The 22,920-nt window shown below is 37.9% G+C and carries 18 protein-coding genes; 1 reads left to right on the top strand and 17 read right to left on the bottom strand.

Translation table 11 applies throughout. The features are described from left to right. Nucleotides 1-11: 11 nt before the first annotated feature. A complete protein-coding gene (locus M4I42_RS08415; protein ID WP_066324950.1) occupies nt 12-305 on the bottom strand; it encodes a phasin family protein in 294 nt (97 codons plus the stop codon). A gap of 181 nt (nt 306-486) precedes the next feature. Between M4I42_RS08415 and M4I42_RS08410 the strand changes: the two genes are divergently transcribed. Continuing rightward, nucleotides 487-2,814: a TOTE conflict system archaeo-eukaryotic primase domain-containing protein gene (locus M4I42_RS08410; RefSeq protein WP_268851760.1), complete on the top strand. Its 2,328-nt coding sequence runs from the start codon at nt 487-489 to the stop codon at nt 2,812-2,814. 51 nt (nt 2,815-2,865) lie between these two features. Here the strand turns inward: M4I42_RS08410 and M4I42_RS08405 are convergent, their stop codons facing one another. The 16 genes from M4I42_RS08405 to M4I42_RS08330 form a co-directional block, all read right to left on the bottom strand. Continuing rightward, nucleotides 2,866-3,870 carry a protein kinase domain-containing protein gene (locus tag M4I42_RS08405; protein ID WP_268851774.1) on the bottom strand — a complete coding sequence of 335 codons (1,005 nt, stop codon included), beginning with the start codon at nt 3,868-3,870 and terminating at the stop codon, nt 2,866-2,868. 104 nt (nt 3,871-3,974) lie between these two features. Beyond that, the gene (locus M4I42_RS08400) at nt 3,975-4,478 is read right to left on the bottom strand and encodes a protein kinase domain-containing protein (protein ID WP_268851759.1); all 504 of its coding nucleotides are present in this window, start codon (nt 4,476-4,478) and stop codon (nt 3,975-3,977) included. Between the two features lie 5 nt (nt 4,479-4,483). Next, nucleotides 4,484-5,089, bottom strand: a complete 606-nt coding sequence (locus M4I42_RS08395) for a hypothetical protein (protein WP_268851758.1) — start codon at nt 5,087-5,089, stop codon at nt 4,484-4,486. Next, nucleotides 5,082-6,770 carry a helicase HerA domain-containing protein gene (locus tag M4I42_RS08390; protein WP_268851757.1) on the bottom strand — a complete coding sequence of 563 codons (1,689 nt, stop codon included), beginning with the start codon at nt 6,768-6,770 and terminating at the stop codon, nt 5,082-5,084. The genes M4I42_RS08395 and M4I42_RS08390 overlap by 8 nt, the downstream gene beginning before the upstream one ends. Beyond that, on the bottom strand, nt 6,770-7,933 hold the full coding sequence (locus M4I42_RS08385) for a hypothetical protein (protein WP_268851756.1): 1,164 nt from the start codon (nt 7,931-7,933) through the stop codon (nt 6,770-6,772). Before M4I42_RS08385 ends, M4I42_RS08390 begins: the two co-directional genes overlap by 1 nt. Further along, on the bottom strand, nt 7,920-8,729 hold the full coding sequence (locus M4I42_RS08380) for a hypothetical protein (RefSeq protein WP_268851755.1): 810 nt from the start codon (nt 8,727-8,729) through the stop codon (nt 7,920-7,922). The genes M4I42_RS08385 and M4I42_RS08380 overlap by 14 nt, the downstream gene beginning before the upstream one ends. A gap of 2 nt (nt 8,730-8,731) precedes the next feature. Then, nucleotides 8,732-12,784 carry a hypothetical protein gene (locus tag M4I42_RS08375; RefSeq protein WP_268851754.1) on the bottom strand — a complete coding sequence of 1,351 codons (4,053 nt, stop codon included), beginning with the start codon at nt 12,782-12,784 and terminating at the stop codon, nt 8,732-8,734. A gap of 13 nt (nt 12,785-12,797) precedes the next feature. Continuing rightward, entirely contained in the window at nt 12,798-13,877 is a 1,080-nt protein-coding gene (locus tag M4I42_RS08370; RefSeq protein ID WP_171700541.1) for a hypothetical protein, read from the bottom strand. Next, nucleotides 13,874-14,959, bottom strand: a complete 1,086-nt coding sequence (locus tag M4I42_RS08365) for a hypothetical protein (RefSeq protein WP_268851753.1) — start codon at nt 14,957-14,959, stop codon at nt 13,874-13,876. The genes M4I42_RS08370 and M4I42_RS08365 overlap by 4 nt, the downstream gene beginning before the upstream one ends. A 32-nt stretch (nt 14,960-14,991) precedes the next feature. Further along, nucleotides 14,992-16,401, bottom strand: a complete 1,410-nt coding sequence (locus M4I42_RS08360; protein WP_268851752.1) for a restriction endonuclease subunit S — start codon at nt 16,399-16,401, stop codon at nt 14,992-14,994. Nucleotides 16,402-16,506: 105 nt separating this feature from the next. After that, nucleotides 16,507-17,019 carry a hypothetical protein gene (locus tag M4I42_RS08355; RefSeq protein ID WP_268851751.1) on the bottom strand — a complete coding sequence of 171 codons (513 nt, stop codon included), beginning with the start codon at nt 17,017-17,019 and terminating at the stop codon, nt 16,507-16,509. Then, complete coding sequence (locus tag M4I42_RS08350) at nt 17,016-18,272, bottom strand: AAA family ATPase (protein WP_268851750.1); 1,257 nt, start codon at nt 18,270-18,272, stop codon at nt 17,016-17,018. The genes M4I42_RS08355 and M4I42_RS08350 overlap by 4 nt, the downstream gene beginning before the upstream one ends. A gap of 4 nt (nt 18,273-18,276) precedes the next feature. Beyond that, nucleotides 18,277-20,154, bottom strand: coding sequence for an HsdM family class I SAM-dependent methyltransferase (locus tag M4I42_RS08345; RefSeq protein ID WP_268851749.1), 1,878 nt, complete (start codon nt 20,152-20,154; stop codon nt 18,277-18,279). Between the two features lie 14 nt (nt 20,155-20,168). Next, entirely contained in the window at nt 20,169-20,531 is a 363-nt protein-coding gene (locus tag M4I42_RS08340; RefSeq protein ID WP_268851748.1) for a hypothetical protein, read from the bottom strand. 17 nt (nt 20,532-20,548) lie between these two features. Next, nucleotides 20,549-21,586 (bottom strand): ParA family protein, encoded by a 1,038-nt coding sequence (locus M4I42_RS08335; RefSeq protein WP_268851747.1) that lies wholly within the window; start codon nt 21,584-21,586, stop codon nt 20,549-20,551. Between the two features lie 17 nt (nt 21,587-21,603). Then, nucleotides 21,604-22,767 carry a hypothetical protein gene (locus tag M4I42_RS08330; RefSeq protein ID WP_268851746.1) on the bottom strand — a complete coding sequence of 388 codons (1,164 nt, stop codon included), beginning with the start codon at nt 22,765-22,767 and terminating at the stop codon, nt 21,604-21,606. Nucleotides 22,768-22,920: the final 153 nt, after the last annotated feature.

The raw sequence follows: 22,920 nt of genomic DNA, 5'->3' as shown, positions 1-22,920 counted from the left end.
GCCCCGTTTGATTACTGGTCTTCTTTTTCTTCTAAACGGCGGATTCGTTGCTCTAATTGTTGCAGCTCGTCTTTCGTCACTAAATCGAATTTATCGATCACTTGTTTGATCTGTTCGCGCACGATACGCTGCAATTCCGCTTTTCTTTCTTCTGTTTGCTGCTTCCACTGGTCGATAACATCCTTCGATTCTTCAAGGGACAATTCCCCTTTTTTCACCAATTCATCAATTAGCTTTTCTACTTGTTCTTTGCTCGCTAACGCCAATCCGAGTCCAAACGCTAGCCCTTTTTTGAGAATGCTCATAATGACTACGGCCTCCTTCAAGTTTTTATATCATGATATCACTTTCACAACCTTGTGTCGAGTTCTCCTATTCCAATAATATTTTTCCTTTAGGTTAATGAAGGTGTGTTCACTTTTAACTTCTAGCGCAATGTTTTACAATAACATTAGCAGCTTATTAAAATGGGTCAGAGGGAAGGTTATGGATATCCGAATTCAATTGGAACAGGTACTTGCGGAATGTGAACGTTTGAGAAAAGAAAACGAATATTTAAAACAAGTTCTTTCAACAATGATGCAAAAGAATAGGGACGTTCGTTCTGTTGTTCCTTCAGCTAATCTGATGGTCAATAACCGCTCCTCACCGGAAGAAAAGATTCGATTATTCAAGCGACTTTTCCGAGGCCGAACAGATGTATATGCGGTTCGCTGGGAGTCAAAAGATGGACGAACGGGATATACCCCGGCTTGTGCCTATGAATGGCAACCGCCTTTTTGTCGAAAACCGGAGATTAAATGTAGTGAGTGCAAACACCGAACGTTGTTGCCACTAGATGATCAGGTACTTTACGATCATTTAAGTGGAAAACACACAATTGGAATTTATCCAATGCAAAAAGATGAAACTTGTTTCTTTTTAGCAATTGATTTTGATAAAAATAATTGGAAAGAAGATGTATTAGTTTTTGTCAACATATGTAAACAGTTTTCCGTACCGTATAGTATTGAGCGATCAAGGTCTGGAAATGGTGCGCATGTATGGATCTTTTTCTCCGAAGCGATTCCTGCTTCGGTAGCTCGTAAAATGGGAATGGTGTTGCTTGCAAAAACGTTAGAAAATCGATATGAACTCGGTTTAGATTCTTATGATCGACTATTTCCGAATCAAGATACACTTCCTAAAGGCGGGTTTGGTAACTTAATCGCTTTACCTCTCCAGCGAAAACCAAGAGCCAACGGGAATAGTGTATTTGTGGACGAATCTTTTACACCTTATCCAGATCAATGGCTATACTTGTCTTCTGTTCAAATGATGACAAAAAACGAAGTGCAAGATGTTATACGGAAGTATGAAAATAAGTTGATTACTACTAATGAAATATATCCAAAGAAAGTAACAATTGAATTAAAAAATGGGCTATATGTAAAAAAAGATGGTGTTCCCTCTTCCCTTTTGACTAAGTTGACAAAAACAGCAACATTTGCAAACCCTGAATTTTATAAAGCTCAGAAAAGCCGTTTGTCAACATACGGGATACCACGAGTCATTAACTGTTCTTGGGAGGAAAGAGGATATTTAGTATTACCACGTGGTTGTTTGGAAGAGGTTATTGATCTCCTCTCATCTCTATCTATTCACGCTGAAGTCAATGACCATCGATTCGATGGTCAAGTAATTGAAGTACAATTTCACGGTGAGTTAACTTCCCAGCAACATGATGCTTTATCGCAACTACTGAAGCATGATATAGGAATTCTCTCGGCAACAACCGGTTTTGGAAAAACAGTGATAGCAGCGGCTTTAATTGCGGAACGAAAAGTTAATACGTTAGTCGTTGTTCATCGGACGCAGTTGATACAACAATGGATAGAGCAATTATCTATGTTTCTTAATATCCCATCAAAAGAAATTGGACAAATCGGTGGCGGAAAAAACAAAATCACAGGAAATGTTGATATAGCTACTATTCAAAGCTTAAATTACAAAGGGGAACTGAAGTCGTTTATTACACAATACGGTCAAATTATTATTGATGAATGCCATCATATTTCTGCGTTCAGTTTTGAACGGGTATTAAAACAAATTCGTGCTAAGTATGTGTGTGGATTAACAGCTACACCGACACGTAAAGATGGGTTACATCCCATTATTCATATGCAGTGTGGACCTGTTCGTTATAAAATTGATGGGAAAACACAAGCAAAAGTACGGCCATTCATTCACCGCTTAATACCAAGATATACAAATTTTACATCTTTAAGCAAAGACATCCAACATCTTTATCATGAAATTGTAATTAATGAACAACGAAATCAACAATTGTTTGATGACGTATTGTCCGCACTTGAAGAAGGCCGCTGCCCGCTAATTTTAACAGAACGAGTTGAACATGTTGAAATTTTACAAAATCTATTTAAGGGATTTGCTAAAAATATTATTGTGCTTTCTGGGAATATGAAGAGAAAAGAAAAAACGCAAGCTCTACAAAAGCTTGCTTCTATTCCAGATGGTGTAGAGAGACTAGTGATTGCTACAGGTAAATATGTGGGTGAAGGGTTTGATAACACGAGGCTGGACACCTTATTTTTAGCAATGCCAATTTCGTGGAAAGGTACGTTACAACAATATGTAGGACGTCTGCACCGAATTCATGCGAATAAACAAGAAGTACGTGTATATGATTACGTCGATCACAAAATACCGATTATGAAAAAGATGTTTGAAAAAAGATTAGCAGGATACCGAGCAATGGGGTATATAATAGATGGAGAAAACATTTCAGCCGAGGAGCAAATGAAATTGTTTTAGCTTCTACGTTATTGTGGGGGACAGGATAAAACCGCTCCCCCACATATGAGGTTACAAGTAATAATCATAAGTTGTTAACCTCTGCTTTACATACTCGTCATCAGGCCGAAGTTTTAAAGCATATTTGAAATAGGCTCTTGCCCGCTCGTAGTCCTTTTTTTGTTCGTATGCCTGACCGAGTTTTTTGACAACCACCCAAATCCCTTGTGTCTCTTGATTGAGTTGCTCTAGAAGTTGAATCGTTTTCTCTCCTTGTCCACACACTCCATAACACACTGCCAATTTATAACGATAATTTAAATTTTTTGGTTCTTTTTGATGCAATTCTTCATATAAATGCAGCGCTTCCTCGTATTTCTTCATTGCTAAGAAAATTTTTGCTTTTAAACTTTTTACGGCTGTTGTAAAGCTTTCTTGGCGTGTGTCTTCAATCGTTGTTCTTTCAATCTCTTCAATTTTCCGCAACGATTCGAATAAACGTCCTGTTTTATAATATACATATGCCAGCTGCAAAACAACTTCCGGAACCGTACTCCCGTTTGTTATTTCTGTAACTAAAATTTTTTCTGCTAATGTAAATTTCTTTAATTTACAATTCAATATGGCCAATTCTAACGGGTCTTGTTTGTTGGCTAATGTTGCACGAGGAATAAATTTTTCACCTTGCTGCTGTTTAAAATGTTCGTCTACCGCTTTTTTAAATTCCGCGCGGAAATCTGTAACCGACTGATATCGTATTTCCGGATTTCTCTCCAACGCCTTCATGATTACCTTTTCCATCGAAGGTGTAATACTATCGTTTAATTCTCTTGGTTTTGGAAAAGGAACATTATGAATCACGTTAAAATATGTGTCATGCGGGGTTTTTCCTGTTAACAATTGATATAATAAAACCCCTAAAGAATAAATGTCAGAATTTAAATATCGCGTCTGTGAATGGAGAACTTCAGGAGCGATATAAGCAAATGTTCCTGCACCATCAATTGTTTTTACAAAAATATCTTCAATCAATCGACTTGTTCCGAAATCTGTTAATTTTACAGTAGCTTGGTTCATCACCGAAAGATGTACTTGACTTTTAAAGTAAATTATGATATCGACATTATTCAAATAAGACGAATGGTAAAAAATGAAAAAAATGATCGTTTTAATTTTACGTATCATGAACATTTTTCTTTGTCAAGTACATTTTGTGGTGAAGAGCCAGTAGCTTCATTTATTAAAATATTGTCAGGTTTAATATCTCCGTGTGCTATGCGTAGAGAGTGCATAAATTCAACGCCATTTAGTACCTGATCAAAAGTATCAAACATTTTTTGAAATGTGCGTGGATGGTTAATTCCCTCTTCACTTAACTCTTGTGAGAGAGGCTTTCCGTCAAACAGTTCCATCTCGATGACAAAATAACCGTCTACTCTGCCCATCCAATAAATATTGATAATATTTTCATGGGAAACGCCAATAAAACGTTCTCCTTCCACTAATGCTGCATCACCACGTTCCTGGCTTTTCGGTATTTTTAACGCTACAATTTCTTCATCTTTACAGCGAAGGGCTTTCCATACATATCCGTATGACCCTTCGCCTATCATTTCTTGCAAAATATATTTATCTCCGATATTCATACCCTTTTTTAGTTGAATCGAATAACGCTTACGAACCATGACTGTTACCTCACTTGAATCCATTCATTTATGGTGAGATTTTCTTTCGTTCCGCTGGCCACAGCTTGAAAAACGAGATAATCAGTAACGAACGAATTAATTCCTGGAATAAAGCGACCGTTCGGTAACGTGAACCCTTCATCAAAAATGCTAATGTATTTATCGATATTTTTCGGAATAGCCCCGCTGTAAGACCAGTAGACAAAAAGAATAAATGGTAAATCGCTACCAAGTTGATGATATGCTAATAATAAATTTTCAATCTTCTCTCTTAGTTTATCGTGCTTGCCCTTTGAATTTTCAAATCGTTCAAACTCTGAAACAAGAATTGGCTTTACGTCCTGTTGACGATACCATACCGAATCCAGTCGGACTTCCCGGGTCATGCTATGGCCATATTGTTGGTTAATTGGATAAACAGGACATTCAGATAAAGCTGTTACTCCTTGAATATGCCGGCCGATTTCCGTAATATAATTCAGTCCTGCTGAATGAACGGTTTCCGAATAATCACGAATCCCATGAACAGAAAGCATGGGAAAAAGTGAATCGCGAATTTTTCCATTCTTAAACTCTTCAATAATCATTGCCTTTAATTGCTCTTTATCCACCGAATACGCCCCATTCTTTGACAACTTCCGGCGATTGTCCGCCATGAACTAGCGCCTTTGTTCCAACTTTCACTAGTAGCGGAGCAGGAGTTGAACGGCCTGTAATTAACGCTTCCCCTGTAGATAAAGATGGAAGTTCATCAATGTCTGCTTTCGTTAACATATCGGATGTTTTCGTAATGAAACGTTGATCATCCGGATTTTTAAGGCGCATCGTAATAATCGTGTTGCATTGCGATGTGACATCTGCATCCAATTTAGAAGGACGTTGTGAAACGATGGCAAAACCTACCCCAAACTTACGACCTTCTGCGGCAATTTTTTTAATAATTTTTTTCGAAATCGTTGGTGTGCCTGCCGGAGCGTAGTTATGACCTTCTTCATATACAAGAAAACAAGGTCGAATCGGGCGTTGTTTATCTGCCGCTGCGCGCATAATTTCACTAGATACAAGCGCCGTGACAATTTGCTTTGCATCGTCTGACAATCCTTGCAAATCAATAATAATTAATCGCCCATATTTTTCGTTCATTTCACCAATTAATTTATAAATATCCGTCGTTTCACCAATCGCTTTTGTGTAAAAGCTTCGCGCTTCGTTAATGACGCGATTCAATTTCATCGAAGCGACCGCTGCACTTCTGCCACTTAAAGCTCTTGCTTCTGCATCCGTTATTTCATCCCACCCCCGCAATTCTTCTAAATCGCCTGAAAGCAACTCACGCAAATCTTTAATATCGCGCGGCGGATGTGGATATTTATATTTCCAATAACGAATCGCTACATCGAGTACTCGTTGTTGTGGTTCTGTTAAGCCAGGCAAAATCTCTTCGAAATCGTCCATTTCAAAACGATCAAATTGCAACGCGAGGTGTTTATTCTTTCCAGCGTATTTGTAATCAAATTCTTCCATTTGCGGCGTATATACATGAATGCCGCCTCCTGCCGCTTGTAAAGCACGGAAACGTTCTTGAATAAATAAAATGCTTTCCCGCTCTTTTTCATCTTCAATATGATCAAGGTTGGTATTGAAACGAATGTCCCCATTTTCAAATGCCTTTCCATATTCACCATGCGTATCAAACACAACAACGGTTCCATTCATTTGTGCCACTAGTCGTTCGATGATACGGCCGACGGTATAAGACTTTCCTGAACCCGTCATCGCCAAAACTGCTAAATGCTCTGTCACTAATTTATTGACGTCCAAGTAAACAGGAACAATATTTTCTCCACGTTCATAGCCGATTAAGTTGCCAATCGCAATGCTTTTATTTTCATCAAATTGATAAAACTTAGAAAGAAATTCATAATCAACACCATATACTTTACTTCCAGGATCTAACGGGCGACGTGGAATGCGAATTTGTCCTGTGGCTGGTTCCTTGTAACCGACAAGGTCAATGGAAGCAAATAGTGTCTCCCCAGTCATTTGTGTTCCGGGTAATAATTCGATCGAATTCAATCCTTCTCCAAGATCGCTGTTATATAAAATATTGCTGCGCGAAATAGAAGTAATCCGCCCAAGCACATAAGTCGGTTGTTCATCTGGACGTTCTTGATGTAAAATTTTCACAAACTCGCCACGGCGTGCGGAAAAGCTATCTTGAAGCACCATTTTTAAATCATTCGGGTTTCCAGTATTCCCAATTAGTTTACCGATATATTTTTCTTGACTCATCATTCATCCTCCCCGAAAAAGTCTACTTCTTCGGTCCAAACATTTTCTACTTCTTCCTTTTTAATCATTTCGCGTGCCTGTGTTTTAAAATAATGAAGAATGGCACCACTTCGAATTGGTTTTAGAGCATACTCGGCATACCAAAGCGGCAACGGGAGTGCCTTTGGTTGGTCGAGCGTATAAAGCGAAACGAGATAGGATGTAAGCTCATCTAAACTTTGAGAATCCCATTCTTGAGCGTTTCCCATTATCTCTACTAATAAAGGTTGTGTATGCATCCCTGCCCGGAAATGAAAATTGATAATCCCTAGATTTCTAATGTCTTTAGGCTCTAACTGATTGGTTTGGACTAATAAATCGTATTGATAGGCAGCCGTGCGCGTTCTTCGAGTTAAAACACCGTGCAACAGTTTTTTTACGCCAACCTTTTTAATTTTGTATAACGATTCATTGTTTTGCTCGATATCGTTAAAACTCACTTCATCTACAATATACATCTCTTTATTTTTATTTTCAGAAAAGAGACCGTAGAAGATAGAACCGAAACGTTTAGTACTCACTGAAACAAGCCGAATACCGTTTCGATTAAAAGGAAAAATAAAATGTTGATATGTCTCCCAAAAATTTTTGATTCTTTCTACACAGTTTTGATAGTCAATATATAATTGGCCATGTGTATCCATTGGCGCGTCAGCCCGTTCTAGCATTAACGGAGTGTCGACAATCACCAGTTCCGGCTTATGGGCTTCTAACAACATCTCTTCTAACAAATCGTAAACTTGCATGATATGAATAAATTTTAATTTATGGTTAATATCAATATCATCCGCTTCATCAATGTCAACGAGGCTGTCTTGAAATGTTTCGTACACAGAGCCTTCCTCTATGTATAAATCTTGACGAACAGCACCAGCGCTATATAAAATACCGCCAAATGCCGGTATTGTTTTGCTTGCTGTTGCAATCCCCGATACCCGAATCGTTAGTGGCGATTTTTTTTCAACGGGACGAATGACACCACTGTTGCGAAGTTTCGGAGCAATATGATCAATAAAACGCATTTTCGCGCTTAATTTCGTAACCGTACTTGGCAACCCTAACTGGATTTTCGCTACTAAACTATTGGCAATCGCGGTATCCCGTTTCGTTTTACCATTCTCCATCGTCGTTCCTCCGCTTTATGATTTCTCTTACAAATGCACGATAACCATTTTCCATAATATACTGTTGCCCTTTCTCAGTGATGGTTCCGTCTGAATGAATATAATGTAAATTTTCGAGCTCAGCAAAAGCACTTTTCACATCATTTTCGCGTACTTCTAAATAGAAAAACTTTTGAATGAATGGAACGAGCTGTTTTCGTTCTATGACGTCGGCTGCTGAGAGAAGAAGTACAAAGTGATGAACAGGCTTAAAAGCAATTTGTTTTTCTTCGCTCATTTCATCTTTTGTATCTCTTTCATTGATGTGCATTAACGATTGAAATAGACGTTGACATATTTCACGTTGCTCAAGCAACCGGTAATCAAGAAGCGGCAATGTCGTGATTGTCATGCAGCCACTGCTTGTGTCGTAATAAAAGTCAACGGCAACCGTTTGTTTTGTCGGTAATTGGATTTCTGGAGTTAAGTTAGTCACGATTTCTTCACGAACCGGAACTCCTTCATACATGCATTCATTCATTTCTTTAATGGAAATCGAATGATTCAGCTGCAATAATGATGAAATATCCAAATTAAGATATGGTGGGAAAACCATTAGTTGGTTTCCCCACTCTTTTGTCCATTGAATAAGGCGCGAACGATCGCTTTCTGACATTTTTAAAAGAATGATAGCTGGAATCACACAAATACCTGACCGTAACTCTCCGACATCTTTCTCTTCCACATCAAACCATTCGCGCAACATTTTATACTCTGTCCGTCTTGCGAATGGTTTTAAAATTTGCAAACTCGACATTATTAGAGAACCTCCACTTTTATCCGAATCAATCCGATTTGCTTAAGCTCTTCTTTTTCTTTTTGGTAATTAGTCCAGTCTAACTCTCCTTTGCGGTCAACCACTTCTTTATAAAACTCAAATTGCACAAATTTGGCATGTTCCGCAAAAAACTGATGGGCATATGTTTCTAATTGTTTCATTTCCATCTGTACTTTATCTATTGTTTCTTTATAAGTTGCTTCTTGAATCGGTGCACTTAAGTCTGCTTGATATAGCGGTTGATGCTGCAGACGGAACAGGCGGTTCACCGCATCAATTAATAGGTCATCGAAATATTGGTTCCGCTTTTTCTTCGTCGTATTTTCCACTTTTGTCACTTGGGCGATTAGATCCGTCAGATCGTTTTTTCGTTCCTGCAACAGCTTTTCTGTTTCATCAATAAGTGCCATCGCCTTTTCTTTTTTTGCGGTAAAAAGATCATCAACCGCTTCTTCAAAACCGGATTCTAAAAATACGGTTAACTTGTCAAAAAGTATAGAAAGCTCAACAATCCCTACCTCACGCTTCACATCGGTCTCACTAATTTCATAATAAGCAATCCATTTCTCAACTTTCGGTTTCGATTCTACAAAAAGGTCTACCATTTGCACAAATTTATCTTTCAAATCGTAATAACGGCCAATGATACCGCTCCGTTCTTTCCAATCCACCTTTGTATGGTCCACTTTTTTTAAGCCGATTTGTGAAATAATGATATTTAACCGATCAATTGCTTCTTTATAATTTCCTAGAGATAGATGATGTGCCAGTGTTTCTTCATTTGATACCATCGTTCGTAGTTGCGAAGATTTTACATGATTCATCGCATTTTCAATTTCGTTTTTATATAATTCGAGCACGTACGTAAATGGTGAAATAGGGATATAGTACCCCTTATATTCGTTCGTATTTTTTATCTCTTCTACTTTTTCTTGAATTTTTGCAAGAATGTCCTTTTGAATCGTTGACACATAATCATGAAATTGTTGTACAATTTTTATCTTTTTCCAAATCGGCATGTCTTTTCCATCTAATGTGAGATTCTCAAAGTTGCGCTCGTTTGGTTGAAGTGTATTCCATTTTTCTTCATCAAAGATGAAATTACATTCATCATGAAATTGTTGCAAATAACTTAATTGCTCTTTCCAAATAGCGAGGTGGTTATTTGTATGAACTTGCAATAGCTTTAAATCGATATTACGCAAAGCTTCGTTAATTTTTCTTAAGCTTCCGTGTCTTTTATATCCCTTCAGTAAATCGAGTCTAGGTCCTTTAAACGTTTCCTTGAACTGATCAACGAGTTGATCGTATTCTTTTTCATACCACTGTTTAATTTTATCTCTTTTTGCTTCCAACGTATATGAAGTAACATTTTCCACATGAGTATTGTTGATGGTTCTCACGACTTTTAGCGCTTGCAAGAACGTCATCCATTGTTCAACGATTTTTGGCGGTTTAATGGCATCCACAGAGCTAAAGAAAAACGCATCTTCAATCTCTTTATATGTTACACGACGATGGCCAATAAACGACATTAAAGAGGCAAACGTACTTGGAATTTGCACTTCATATTGATCATTTTCGTGATTTTGAATAAATAAGCCCGTACCTCGATAACCGTCCTTATCTAATTTAGCCGGAACTTTCGTCGCTTTTAAAGCATGTTGAAAGCGAGTAAAATCTTCGCTGTCTATAAATTTTACGCCTTGCTTTGCCCCTAGTTCGGCAATTGTTGCATCGTGAATAATCATTTTCGCATATCCTTCCGCTAATACCGGAAGATAGTCTTCTTCTGATTTTGTAAAAACAATTGGGCGCAATATATATCCTTCTTTATCGATTCGTTCAAACCAAGCTCGTGCGATTCTTGTAATTTCATCTGTAATCGCACGAATTTTTGCGCGGAATGGCTGCGTTAATTGATGGGCTGACTTGCGGATATCCATCATCTCACGCTCAACCGATAACGCTTCTAATACTTTCTTCTGCGAATTCGTCACTTGGAAAAAGAGTAAGCAACGGCCGAGCCGCTCATACTTTCGTTTTATATCATCGATTTCTGTTTCCGCATCAGCGGTCAGTGCTAAAATGATAATCGGGTGATTTCCGCTATCTAGTAATTTACTGTCAACAAGATCGTGCAAGGAAGCTAGTTTGCTAGCCCAAATAATGTCGACAATTTTTTTCGGATGAACTCCTAAATATAGATGATTCGTTACTTTTATACGGAGCCCACATTTATTTCCTTTTACTTGAATTGTTTGCACGTCTGGATAGTCTTGCTCAATGGCTCTTGCAAAACCAAGAAGAAGACGTTGAATTTCTCCATCTTTATCATATTGTTTCGCCAATTCGTTTAAATGTTGTTGAAGCTGTTGATCTTTTTCTTCATTTAATAAATAGTTCGCAATACCTGTTTTGACGGCATAGCGACGATTTAACCGCTCAAGGAACGCAAAGTTTGGACCGATATATGTTTCGAATTGCTCTGTTTTCATTCGTTGCTCAAGATACGTATATAAAAGCTCCGCTGCTTCAACGACTTCGTCTTTCGGATAAAGCATGCGCACTTGCGCTAAAAACGTTTCCCGTTCTTTTCCGACAATAAAAGAACCTTTAGGTGCATTAATTGAGAACGTTTCAAGACTGCGCAAGAGGACTTCTAAACTAAATGATTCACCCGTCGTTTCATTCACGAATAAATGATCAGATTCAGCTTTATATTTGTTTTGCACAAGATAAAAACCTAAATCATTTTTCGCAAGCGGCAAAGCGACAAACTCTTTAAATAATGGTATGCCTTCAATATGTTTCGCTGATAATAAAATTTGTTGTTCTTCCTCACTATAATAATCTTTCGGATATGGCAGCTGCCGTAATAATGCTTTTTTCACAAACGGAATATGCACTGGCTTTGTATCAATGTAATCTAGCTGGGAATGGTCGATTAAACTTTCTTTAAAACGCGGCACTGAATAAGCTAAGTCTTGTAAAATTTCACCTGTTTCCTTGTCTGGATGCTGCTCAAGATATTGATCACAATGAGCCATAATTACATTTAGCCAACCAAAGTTTCCCGCGGCAATCGTGTAAGCTGCTTCAACAAGCCCAGCAGGATATTCACGCAATTTCCCACTTTGTTGTAACGATGCGATATAATCGCTAATATCTGCATAGGAGTTTTGATTGATTTCTAATTTATCTAAACGACGAGCAAGCGCCTCGAGCGCTTTAATTTGATCGCCGATGGCCGGAGAACAAAGCAGCAAGAAAGAGACATTTGGATGGCGAGTGCGGCTATCTTCATGTTTAATCGCTGATGTGATCACTTTAACCGCATCACCGTCTAGTTTCTTTTTCCGCTCTTCACTTTGTTCTTGAATCCCATCCATAAATAATTCGTATTCGGATTCCACTTCATCGACAATCACCATTAAATGTTCGATGCCAAACGATTTTAAGTAAGCTAAACCATTTTGCACAAGTTGATCAAGCTGATCAAGCTGCTGCAGTAAATCATCGGTTTCATGTTGTCCTAACTCAATTGCCTCTGCCAATTTTGCCGGTGAAAAACCAAGCGGAAGAAAATGATCTTGAATATGTTTCACAATCGAACCTTGAATCGTGCGGGCAGGTTGTTGTTCCGCTAATTTTGCTAACGCTACATACGCTCCATAACCGACCCAGTTTTCCCCATAAAGAAGATCCTCATGCATTTGCTCATAGCGGATATAAACAGGTAAAATGCCGTCAGCGAAATCTGGCTTTAATAACCGGACTTTTTGCAGTTGACCTTGTTGGTCACGAATTGTCCATCCTTTATCAATTCCAAGCGCTTCGCTCACTAATTCATAAGCAATACGCGATTTACCAATTCCCCATTTAGCAATCAATGTAAAAACTCGCGCCATTGGCGCTGATTTTAAATCTCGTAAATACTCTTTAAACGCCTCATAAAATTCACGCTGACCGACCATTGGCTGCTGAACCGGAAATGTGGAGACCCCATCTTTTAACCAGACAGATTTGCTCATCTTTTCAACCCCTTTATCGTTGAAATTCAAGTTTTAATAATTGGTATTCTCGTTTACCTAAATAACCCCTTCCATGTCTCGGCTGACCTGATTCATAATCAGCAATATAAAACAAACCTTCACGAATACCTTTTGTCATATAATAATCGACAAAGCGTGCAAGCCCTTGCTCCCATGTTGGATAAAAACGCTCCATCAGCTTACGAAGTAACGGTTCAATCGCAACAAAACCGCGATCATCCTGCTCTTCGTTCACTTTTTTCTTTAACCATTCGATTTCTGATATACTCTGAACGTTCGTAAATGAAAATAAAGAATGTGAATCAATATGTTCTAACACCTTTTCTTTATTTAAAATGATGATTCCGACATCAGCTTCGATAAACCAGTCTAAATAGGCAAATAATTGCATCGGTGCCCGCATAAACGAAGAAATATTTGTTTTCGCCGGCTCTTTACCGCTTGAGCCAACAAACATCCAATCTTCATCTAATTCAATTTCTTCTTGAGCAAGAATGTTACGCCAATCTTTCCCTAATGCTTCATTTTTAAAAGTATGAAGAAGAAAGTTCATATCATTAAGATCTGGATTGCTTGAAAACGGATGATACAGATCATCGGCAAATCGTAATGTCCACTTGCTTAGCTGTTCGAGTGATTGACCGTTTGTTTCAAAAAAACCATCATTCAACAATAAATGCATGATGACTCGCGTTCTTGGCGAGTATCGCAATAGTTGTTTTGCAAGTAACAATTCCCATCCGTGTTGTTGTTCGTACGCAGCTACAAGTTCATTTGCTTCCTCTGTACGAATCAAATATCCATCGGCTGCTCTTGTTAGGAAATGGACACCTTTAATTTCAAAACTCCGCGAATGTTTCGAGTACTCATAACCATGTAGTCCAAATAATTCTTTGGAACGGTCTAGCTTTTTATCTTTTTCTTCCACATCTTTTCCTAAATATAATTTTGCGATTTCCTTGATTGAGCGTGCCTCGGTTTTTTCGGGAATGCGCGATAACAACTCACACCATCTCTCAAAATTCCCTGGCTCAATCCAAAATCGCTCAATCGATAGTTTGATTTGCTTCATCCTCTGTCCCTCAATTCATCAATCCACTGTTCGATTCGTTGGCGGAGCTGTTTACTGCCTGCCATCAGCGAAATAAACAAACTTGTATTGTATAACTCATCTTCAATATGGCTCGGAATGCGATATTCTTCATCGACAATCGTTAAAAAACCGCGATCATGCAAATGATGGAATATTGTTTCTAAACCTGCGATTTCGCTTGGGAATAGTTGATAGTTGCTCACTTTACAAAACTCTAAAACGAAATCATTGATCGTTCCGTACCGATATTCTTGTTTTTTTGACGACATTAAAATAACGTCAACTTCGTCGTTTACCGCATGAAACCGAATGGTCGTCATCCCTTGCGCCTCCGTCTGTTCACGAACAACGCAGCAAAGGAAAATAAATAAGTTCCAAGGATGGGTAAAAATATGTTTAAATAACGGATTTTTTAAAACGATGTCTGGTTCATGCGGCGCTAATACCGTAAGCGGTGCATCTTTTAACGGCGATAACTGCAAGTTAGTAGCTATTTTTCGCCCTTTCACCCATTGCTCATCAATTTTTTTGCCGAGCAGTTCGTCTTGTTCAACCGCTTCTTGTTGATACTGTTGGATATGGGTTAAATAGTAAATAATGCGCTGATAATACGGTGCCCCGTTAAAAATCAAATGATTGCGCTCACGGAAAAGAGGCTCAACTTCCTTTACATGTTGCTCTAAAGATTCCGTTTCGTACCGCTCACCATGTTTTAACTCATCTAATATTTTTACGATTTTCCCTGCAAATCTTGGCATTTTATGAACAAAATCAACAATTCCTTCCAAATCCTCAGCCTCACGCATTTTTAATACCGTTAACAAGGAAGTTTTCAACAAGTATTGTTGATACTCCTCATCAAAGCAAAACAATGTATGAAGAAAATCAGTTTGATTCGAAAACCGCTTCACAAACGCAATCCAATTGTTCGTAATCACTGCCTTCTTCCCACGTACATATAAGAGACCTTTCGCAACAAACGGCTCAAGCTCCGCCACATAAACGGTCTCACCATAGTGATATAACTTCTCTAAGTGACTATGTAACTTTTTCAAATCCACCCCATTCACCTCCTAGAAAAGAAGGAGTGTCCTTACACTCCTTCGGAAATTTTCGACTCATCGAACTTGCCTTCGATGAGATCTTCGACATCTTGTTTGGCAGATTTTATTAAATTTTTTGCTTTCATATTGTTTTCGACAAACTTTTTGAGTTTATCTCCGATTTCATTTTGCTTCTCTATGTCTATTACTGGGATTTTAAGGTTATTTATAACATCTAGGCTTAAATAGCTTATAACGCTATTTGCGCCATGTTGTTCTTTTTGCAAACTACCAATAATGGATTGCAGAACAGACAAGATATAAAAGTTATTAAAATCATTTTTCACTCTAAAGCGGAATATACTACCGTTTACAATAGCATTTGTTTTAATATCAGGCACAATTGCTCCGCCAGCTATAGCTCCTTTAATTTCTAACAATATATCTCCCGGCGAAACAGTTGCTTTAGGAGTTAAGTATTTATCAGGAACTTTTTCACAAGAATCTAAATCTATCATGTAGTCGTTTAAGTCAGTAGAGCGAATAAAAATTAATTCTCCCTTTCCATAATCTTGAGAATCGGGTAGAATACCATAACTTCCTTCGTCAATAATTTTCTTTAAGGACAGGACTTTGACTTTAGAGCGTTCTAGTTCTTTTAAATGTTCGTAAAGGATTGTAAATTTCTTTTTATAATGCTCGGAATCTAAACGATCATTCATATCATTTGGTAAAACATAGTTTGCTTTGATATGCAATACATTGTTTATTTTTTGCTCAAGGGAATCTAACTTTAAAAATTGATTCAGTGATTTTTCAGCCTCTTCCTTCAACAGCTTCGCTTCTTCTCGTAACTCTTCCGCTTTTCGGAGTTTGTTGCCAATGTAGTTTTGAATATGAACGTCAGGTAGAACCATGTCTATTGTTTTTATTTCGTCTGTAGAGATGGTAGGTTGAGAAACAGCTTTAAATCTTCTCTCAAGTTGATTCAATCCATAAACAGTATTTAAAAATATTGCTACATAATATTGATTAATTGTCTTTTTTAATTTGGATGCTATTATATTAGGACTAATAGTTATCTTCCCTATAGAATTAGGAATTATTGAACAAGAGGGTGTACCTACTCTTGTAAAAAGAATATCTCCTGCTTCAAATACTGGAAAATCTGTCCCTAATGATTCTTCTGGGAAACGAACTAATTCATCCTCGGACAAAAGTACTTCTTTTAAGTTCAACGGTCTTATCATAATAATCCCTGTATCATTATAATTCTCTGCAAGAACTGATGAACCGAATGGACCACATTTTATGACATCGCATATATCTTGATATTTAACAACTTTGTAGACTGAATTTTTAATTTTTTGCTCTATTGCAAAATATTTGTTTGAATAATAATTAGCATCTAATCTATCTGCAATATAATTTGTAGTTACATACTTTGCATCAGTTTTCATGAGGTATTTTAACCCCTTTCTTATATACATCAGCAATCTTAAAGTTAAAAATAAATCATTCCTCCCGTTTCCCAACCGTGCTCCCACTTATAAAACTGGAAAACACTATCTCCTTCTCCTCGGCGTTCTTGCTGGTTTAGTCGGTTCGTATGCTTTTAATCCTTCATCGCCGGTGAGAATTTCGACTTCCCATCCGTTGATTTTGGCGTAGTATTCCGCAACCGATTTGATCGTGGCGTCGCCAATCGATAAACGTTGGTTCGCCTGATCCGGCCATTCCTTGATGAGTTTATGCAATTCACCGGCTGTCCACAATTCGGCCTGCTCAGAAAATTGCGCCCAAGGAGACTCTTTATCTAATGCTTTTTGAATAATGCGAACAAGCTTTTGCGCGCATTCATAACGATCTTTTGCGGCTTGGGCGATATGGTTGCCTGTTTCAATGATCGTTGCCAGCGGAAGAACGAACGTTGCCCCTTGACGTTCTTCTTCCGTCAGCAAATCGTTTACACGTTTATAGTCCCACTTGTTTCCTTGCGCTCCGCACGTTTCTTTGCCAGGGACTTGCAGCCAACAACATAAAATCGATGTATCAATAACAAGAATTTTTCGCTTCATCGCTCTGCACTTCCTTGTTGTGTAAGCGTTTCTTCAATTTCTCCTTCTGTCACCAGCTTGCCGATCGAACCGCTGGCGAGCAGCTTTGGCAGTGCTTGAATATCTTCTAATAACGTCAGTTCACTTGCTCCATTTTCTGCTGAGCGATGGGCGACGATAATAAATGGAATCATTTCCGGTCCTAGCTCATCAAGCAACGCTGGATTATGGGTAGTCATTAAAATATCAATTTGCCGCTCACTGCCGATTTCGTTTAACATGTCAAGCAAAATTTCAGCGCGAGACGGATGAAGACCGTTATCAATCTCTTCGATCACAATGAGACTGCCTTTAGGACGAGTTAACAAGGCAGTTAAAATCCCGATAAAACGAAGTGTGCCATCTGACATACCGCGCGCATCGACAATCAATTTTTCATTGCTTCCTAGCCATTGTTCTTCACAATACAGCATCGCATCCTTTTGAAAACGGCCGACCGGCTCCGCCCATACCCGCTGTACATCTCCTTCAGGAAGGCGGGAAACATATTTTGAAAGCAACGACTCAATATAACTTTTTTCTTCTTCCGGCAATGCGGCCAGCACTCCGGCCACATTGGAAGCATTGCTTGCAAGCCGATTAGAAAACGGCTTATAGTCACGCATCAATGCAGGAGCAGGGTCAAGAATAAAAATATGTTCTAACGTATGAGTTACAAACTGAATCGCTTCATCAACTTCCTGGCGAGTTTCTTGATTTTTTAATTGGCTAATGACCGAAACAGAACGTTTTAATTGTTTATGTTTCGGACGACCTTTCCCATTATAAACAGCAGCTTCAATACTTGGACTACCTTCCTCCGCTGTAGCCGTAAATATATTGGTTGTTTTATTTGTTTTGCGGTTTATTTTGATTAATGACTCAGAAACAATTTCTACATCTGATTTTGTACTCACTTCAATTCCGTAGAGATAGTCAATTTCCTCATTATATTCAATAACAGCTTCTAATGTAAAAGTTGTGAAAGGACGTTTAGCGGCCCATTCCACACCGCCTCGAATCGCTTGAATGTTTGCTTCTAAAAGAAGAGCAGGATCTCCTGATAAAATAGTTTGTAAATCCCTTCCTTGTACAACTCGATTTAAAAAAGCAATACCGTCTAACGCATTCGATTTTCCGCTTGCATTCGTGCCGATTAAAATCGTTAACGGATCGATATATAATGTCGCATCGGAAAAACTTTTCCAATTTTTATAACGAATTTCTTTTAACATCGATTCACATCCCTTTTTTATACACTTCAACAATTTTTAACAAATCGTTCCGGTCATTCCCTAACTGTACTTCAACCTTATTTTTCACATCAAACCCAATTTCTTCTGCAACCGCCATAAACACTGGTCCTTGTTTTTCATTTTCATGTTCTTTCTTTTTAATATAAAGGAATGACGTTTTCGCACCTGTTCCAGATAATTGGAATGTTACTGTCGGTAATGAAACAACCGCTTTCACAATCGCGCGGCCGCCTTCAAACTCACCTGTCACTTCATTTTTCTTACCCATTAAATATTCACGCACATGTTTATAGCTTGAGTTACTTAAAATTCCGTCTGGAAGAACGATGATTAGATAACCGCCCGGTTTTAATAGCTCTAAATTTCGGTCAATGAATAACACCGCTTGGTCTGTCGAATTGACTTGCTTCCAAACACCTTTGTTATTTGGCTTTGCTCCAAGACATAAACCTTTTTTCATCGGTTTTCCGTCTTCGTCAATTCCGGATGTGTAACGTTCTAGAATTGCTTTACCTTCTTCTGTTTTATTCGATACAGACCCGGAGCCAAACGGCGGGTTTGTGATGATCACATCAAATGTTTCAGGTTGCAATGAATCGGTCATTAACGAGTCGCTTACCCAGAAAATCGGTGCTTTCGGCAATCCGTGCATCGCCATATTCAAACGTGCTTTTACAATCATGCTCCGTGTTTTATCGGCACCAACAAAGCTATGCTCTTTCATTTTTTCTAAATGTTCTTTTATTTTTTCTTTTTGAATTCCTGCAAATTCTCTCGTAAAGTATCTTTTTATTGCTTCATAGGCTTTAATTAAAAATCCTCCAGAGCCGCAAGTTGGGTCAAGTACACGAAAGGTTGGATTCCCGTTTTCATCCGTTTCTAGTAATTTAGCCGCTTCTTTTGGATTTGTTGTTAAATCGTGCATCACCATATCAACCATTGCTTCAGTTACTTGACGCGGTGTTAAATACGTCGCTTGACCGACTTTACTATCGTATTTACCGCGGATTAAAACGTCGAATAGACGCCCTAAAATGTCGGCTGTAACATCTTTTAATGTCGCCTTTTTAACGACTCCGTTATCATCTTCGAACTCACCGAGCTCTTGGAATGTTTCAAACGCGGCAACATAGTTTGCTGGATTTTCCAACTTAATATACTCATCTTCGTTAAAAATATAGCACTTTTCACCTTTGTCGTTGATCGCTACATAGTCGTCATGATTTTTTATTTCTTTAAATGCCGCTTTGATTTGTTTTACCGCTTCTTTTCCATGCTGCTTTATGTACTCATACTTTAAAATGTCATATAATTTTAAACCAGCATTTTCTCCTTCTCTTAATACGTAGTCAGGGTGATAAAGGCGAAAAATTTCCATAAACAATAATTTACTTATTTCATCGATCGCCTCGTTCGTAGAGCTAATATTATCGGCACCAGCAGGACCGTAAAGGCGTTCGTGTAAATCATCAAACCGTTTTTGCAAAGTTGAATAAATATCTAACGACCAAAGTTCTTGCTTTGTTAATTTTTTCTTTTCTTTTTTTGTTACATCGACAACAGATGGAATTTCCGCAATAGGCGTAGATTCAATACAGTCAGCGTAATAGTTTACCTCTCCGTTCGTGGCCCAAATAAAGTCAGGAGCCGATTCATGATATTGTGCTTCAATGAGTGCCGATTGTTGCACAGCGTATGATAAATCAGCATCTTTTTCAAAAATTTTTACATAAACGACTTTCTCATCTCCTGTTGCTGTGAAAATCGTTGTTCCGTCCTCTTCATTTACAGTAAGTTCAGAGAACTGGCCATATCCTTTCATTGTTAATTGATCTTGTACTTGTTGAATTGTCGTTTCCATGTTGCTGTCTCCTCCTATTTTCGTTTGACACGAAGTAAATTTTCCCGCGGTGATTCGTATTTGCCGCTGCTAATGGCAACATCAATAATTTCACGTTGCGGCACAATCATATCAGCAGGGAGCTGAGCGAAAACATCGGGATCAATCTTTGTTAGCGGGCGGCCTTGCAACGCCCGCTCGATTGCTGCCAAAATGATTTGCTGACGTTCATCTTGTTTTACTGTCCACAGCCCTGCTTTATTTTGCACAATAGTTGGATCTAAGCGCACAAACAACTCCATTTGTTCCCGATTCCAATATAACTCGTTTTCATGCGCAATCGTCACAAGCTGTTCAATCGTTTTTGGGGTTTTTAAATAATCATATAAAATCATCATTATGCACACCTTTATATCTATGTTCTATCAATAATTTTTTGTGCTAGCTCTAAGAATACCTGTTTAAAATCTTCTCGATTAGCTCTTTGAGTTTCTAATATTTTTCCTGATTGTTCAATCTGTTCGTCTGTTAACGCAAATACAGCGACTTTATGTTTTTGTGATTGTGCTATAAGGCTGTTAAAATCTGATATATAAGACAAGTTATAGTCAGGTGTCGATCCGTCGTCTTGGATATCGTAAGTATCGATTAGCATATCTAAGTTTTTTAAAGTCGGTACTAGCTTTTTTTGTACTCTACCATTAATTTTATCAATCCATTTCTGAAAAGACTTCGCCGGACTTTTATCTCGAGGGCGATATCTTTGTGAAATTGTACCTAAGAATTTTGGAGGAGTGGATGGCACAGGATAATACGCTTCGGCATAAACTCTATTTTCTCTCATTCTTTTCCCCCAATCTACCCAGTTTGGAAATACATTACAAAGAGAATCGATAGCCATCAAGCAAAAATAATCAGGGCTACAAGGGATGATGAAGTAGTCGCTTAACATAAACAAGTTTTGGTTAATTGAATTGATACTTGGACTCATATCAATTAAAACAAAGTCAGCTTCATACATTTTTGCTGTTTCTTGAAGTAAGAAATTAATTGAACCAGGCAAATTTTGTGTCACTTGTAAGCTTCCGCTCATTTCTTGAGCGATTCCGAGTGGTACGTCGTACTCTGAAAACCCTACATGCCCAGGCAATACAAATAAATTGGATCTACCTGCTACTTCTAAACATTTGACAGGTTTAATTGGTACAGGTTGGGAGGAAAAGGCTGGCTTAAGGGCATCTTTTATATTGCACTCTGGATTATTTTCATAGAAATATTCAAAATCGTCCATTCCCGAAAAATCCAGCGCCATTCCAGTTAAGTTACATTGTGGATCTCCGTCAACCATAATCACTTTGTACCCTAAATCTGCTAAAGCCCAGCCAAGATTAAAAGTTGTCGTTGTTTTACTGACACCACCCTTATGATTGAATAGCGAAATCATTTTTACCATCATAAATCCCCCTTTGTTTAACCTTTTAGTGAATTTGCAAATAAAGATTCTATTAGACGAATTTTCGACTGCTCTAGTATAGGTATATATAGATCTTTTAGACTTTCTGTACTAATCATCAACTGTAACTGTCCACGTCTTCCCATTTTCATTTGGAAGAGAACCCCCGGATGTTTTAAACACCATAGCAAATAATATGCAGATAGTTTTGTTGAACGTATTACAGCAAACGCACTTGACGCCAGTGCCCCCTCATACTCTTTCGTAACAAAAGCTAAAGGGTGGTTTTCTTCTCCAATATGTGGTCCAACAACTCCTAGAAGTACGTCGTTTTCTTTCAATTCATAACGAGCGCGGCTTTTCACTTTCTCAAATGATATAGTTTCTGCAGAAACAATCCGACACGCATTAGCATCAATATTTTTGAAGCCAATGTAACGAATTTCTTTGTTGTGAAAATCTTTTGGACTCACCGTATATGTTACGATTTCGCAAATGTCTTTCAACTGCGTCCATTGTTCGTTTTTGATTTTATGTTTCAATAGTTTGAAAGCATCTGAAGTATAGTAGCGATAATAGTCAACGTCTAATCGTTCCGCTAAAAATTGACCTTTAACCCAAAACTCTGTTGATAATGACTTATTGATGTGATTGAACTCCAATTCATATAAGCTGTACAGCTTTTGTTTTAAATCGGTTTGTTCGCTACGAATGTCCCCTTCAGTTTCTTCGTCAATTATGATCTCTAAATCTCCTAATTGTTTTAACGAAATTTTCGGTAATATAGACGGGACAGCCATTTTTTTTAGTGAAAGCATCCCGATATCTGAAGAAAAAAATCTCTTTAGTTTCTCTTGTGTCTGCTGATCGTTCGGACGAATTTTTATAATATCAGGGCTAATAACCGCTCCATCATATGTCTCATCAACAAGAGCTAATTTTGGAAGCGAAATGATTTTCGAAATTAAAACATCCCCTTTTCTAACAATGGCTTTTTCCTCAATCCCATCTAAATCAAATAAGTATTTCATCTCTTTCTGAACTAATTTACCACCTTTAATATTTGATAAGCGGATATAAGGGACATTCGTCTTATAATCAACAAACTCCGTTGCATTTCTTGTCCCATCTGTAATTTCTTTACATAACATCCGTAAAGGGATAGTTTTTTTATTTTCCAAGTGTTTTTTTAATTCCAATTCGATTTGATAAAAATACGGGTCTAAACGTTCATTCTGTAAATCTTTTGTGTAGACAAACCACCAGATATAACCACATCCTTTTGTTCATTTTTCTCTCTTTTTATATGATGTTCGTTTCTTTAATTATAATTT

The sequence above is a fragment of the Anoxybacillus sp. J5B_2022 genome (assembly GCF_026847645.1).
GTDB lineage: Bacteria > Bacillota > Bacilli > Bacillales > Anoxybacillaceae > Anoxybacteroides.
Note: the sequence above shows the minus strand (reverse complement) of the source record. Positions and strands in the feature narration are given on the sequence as shown.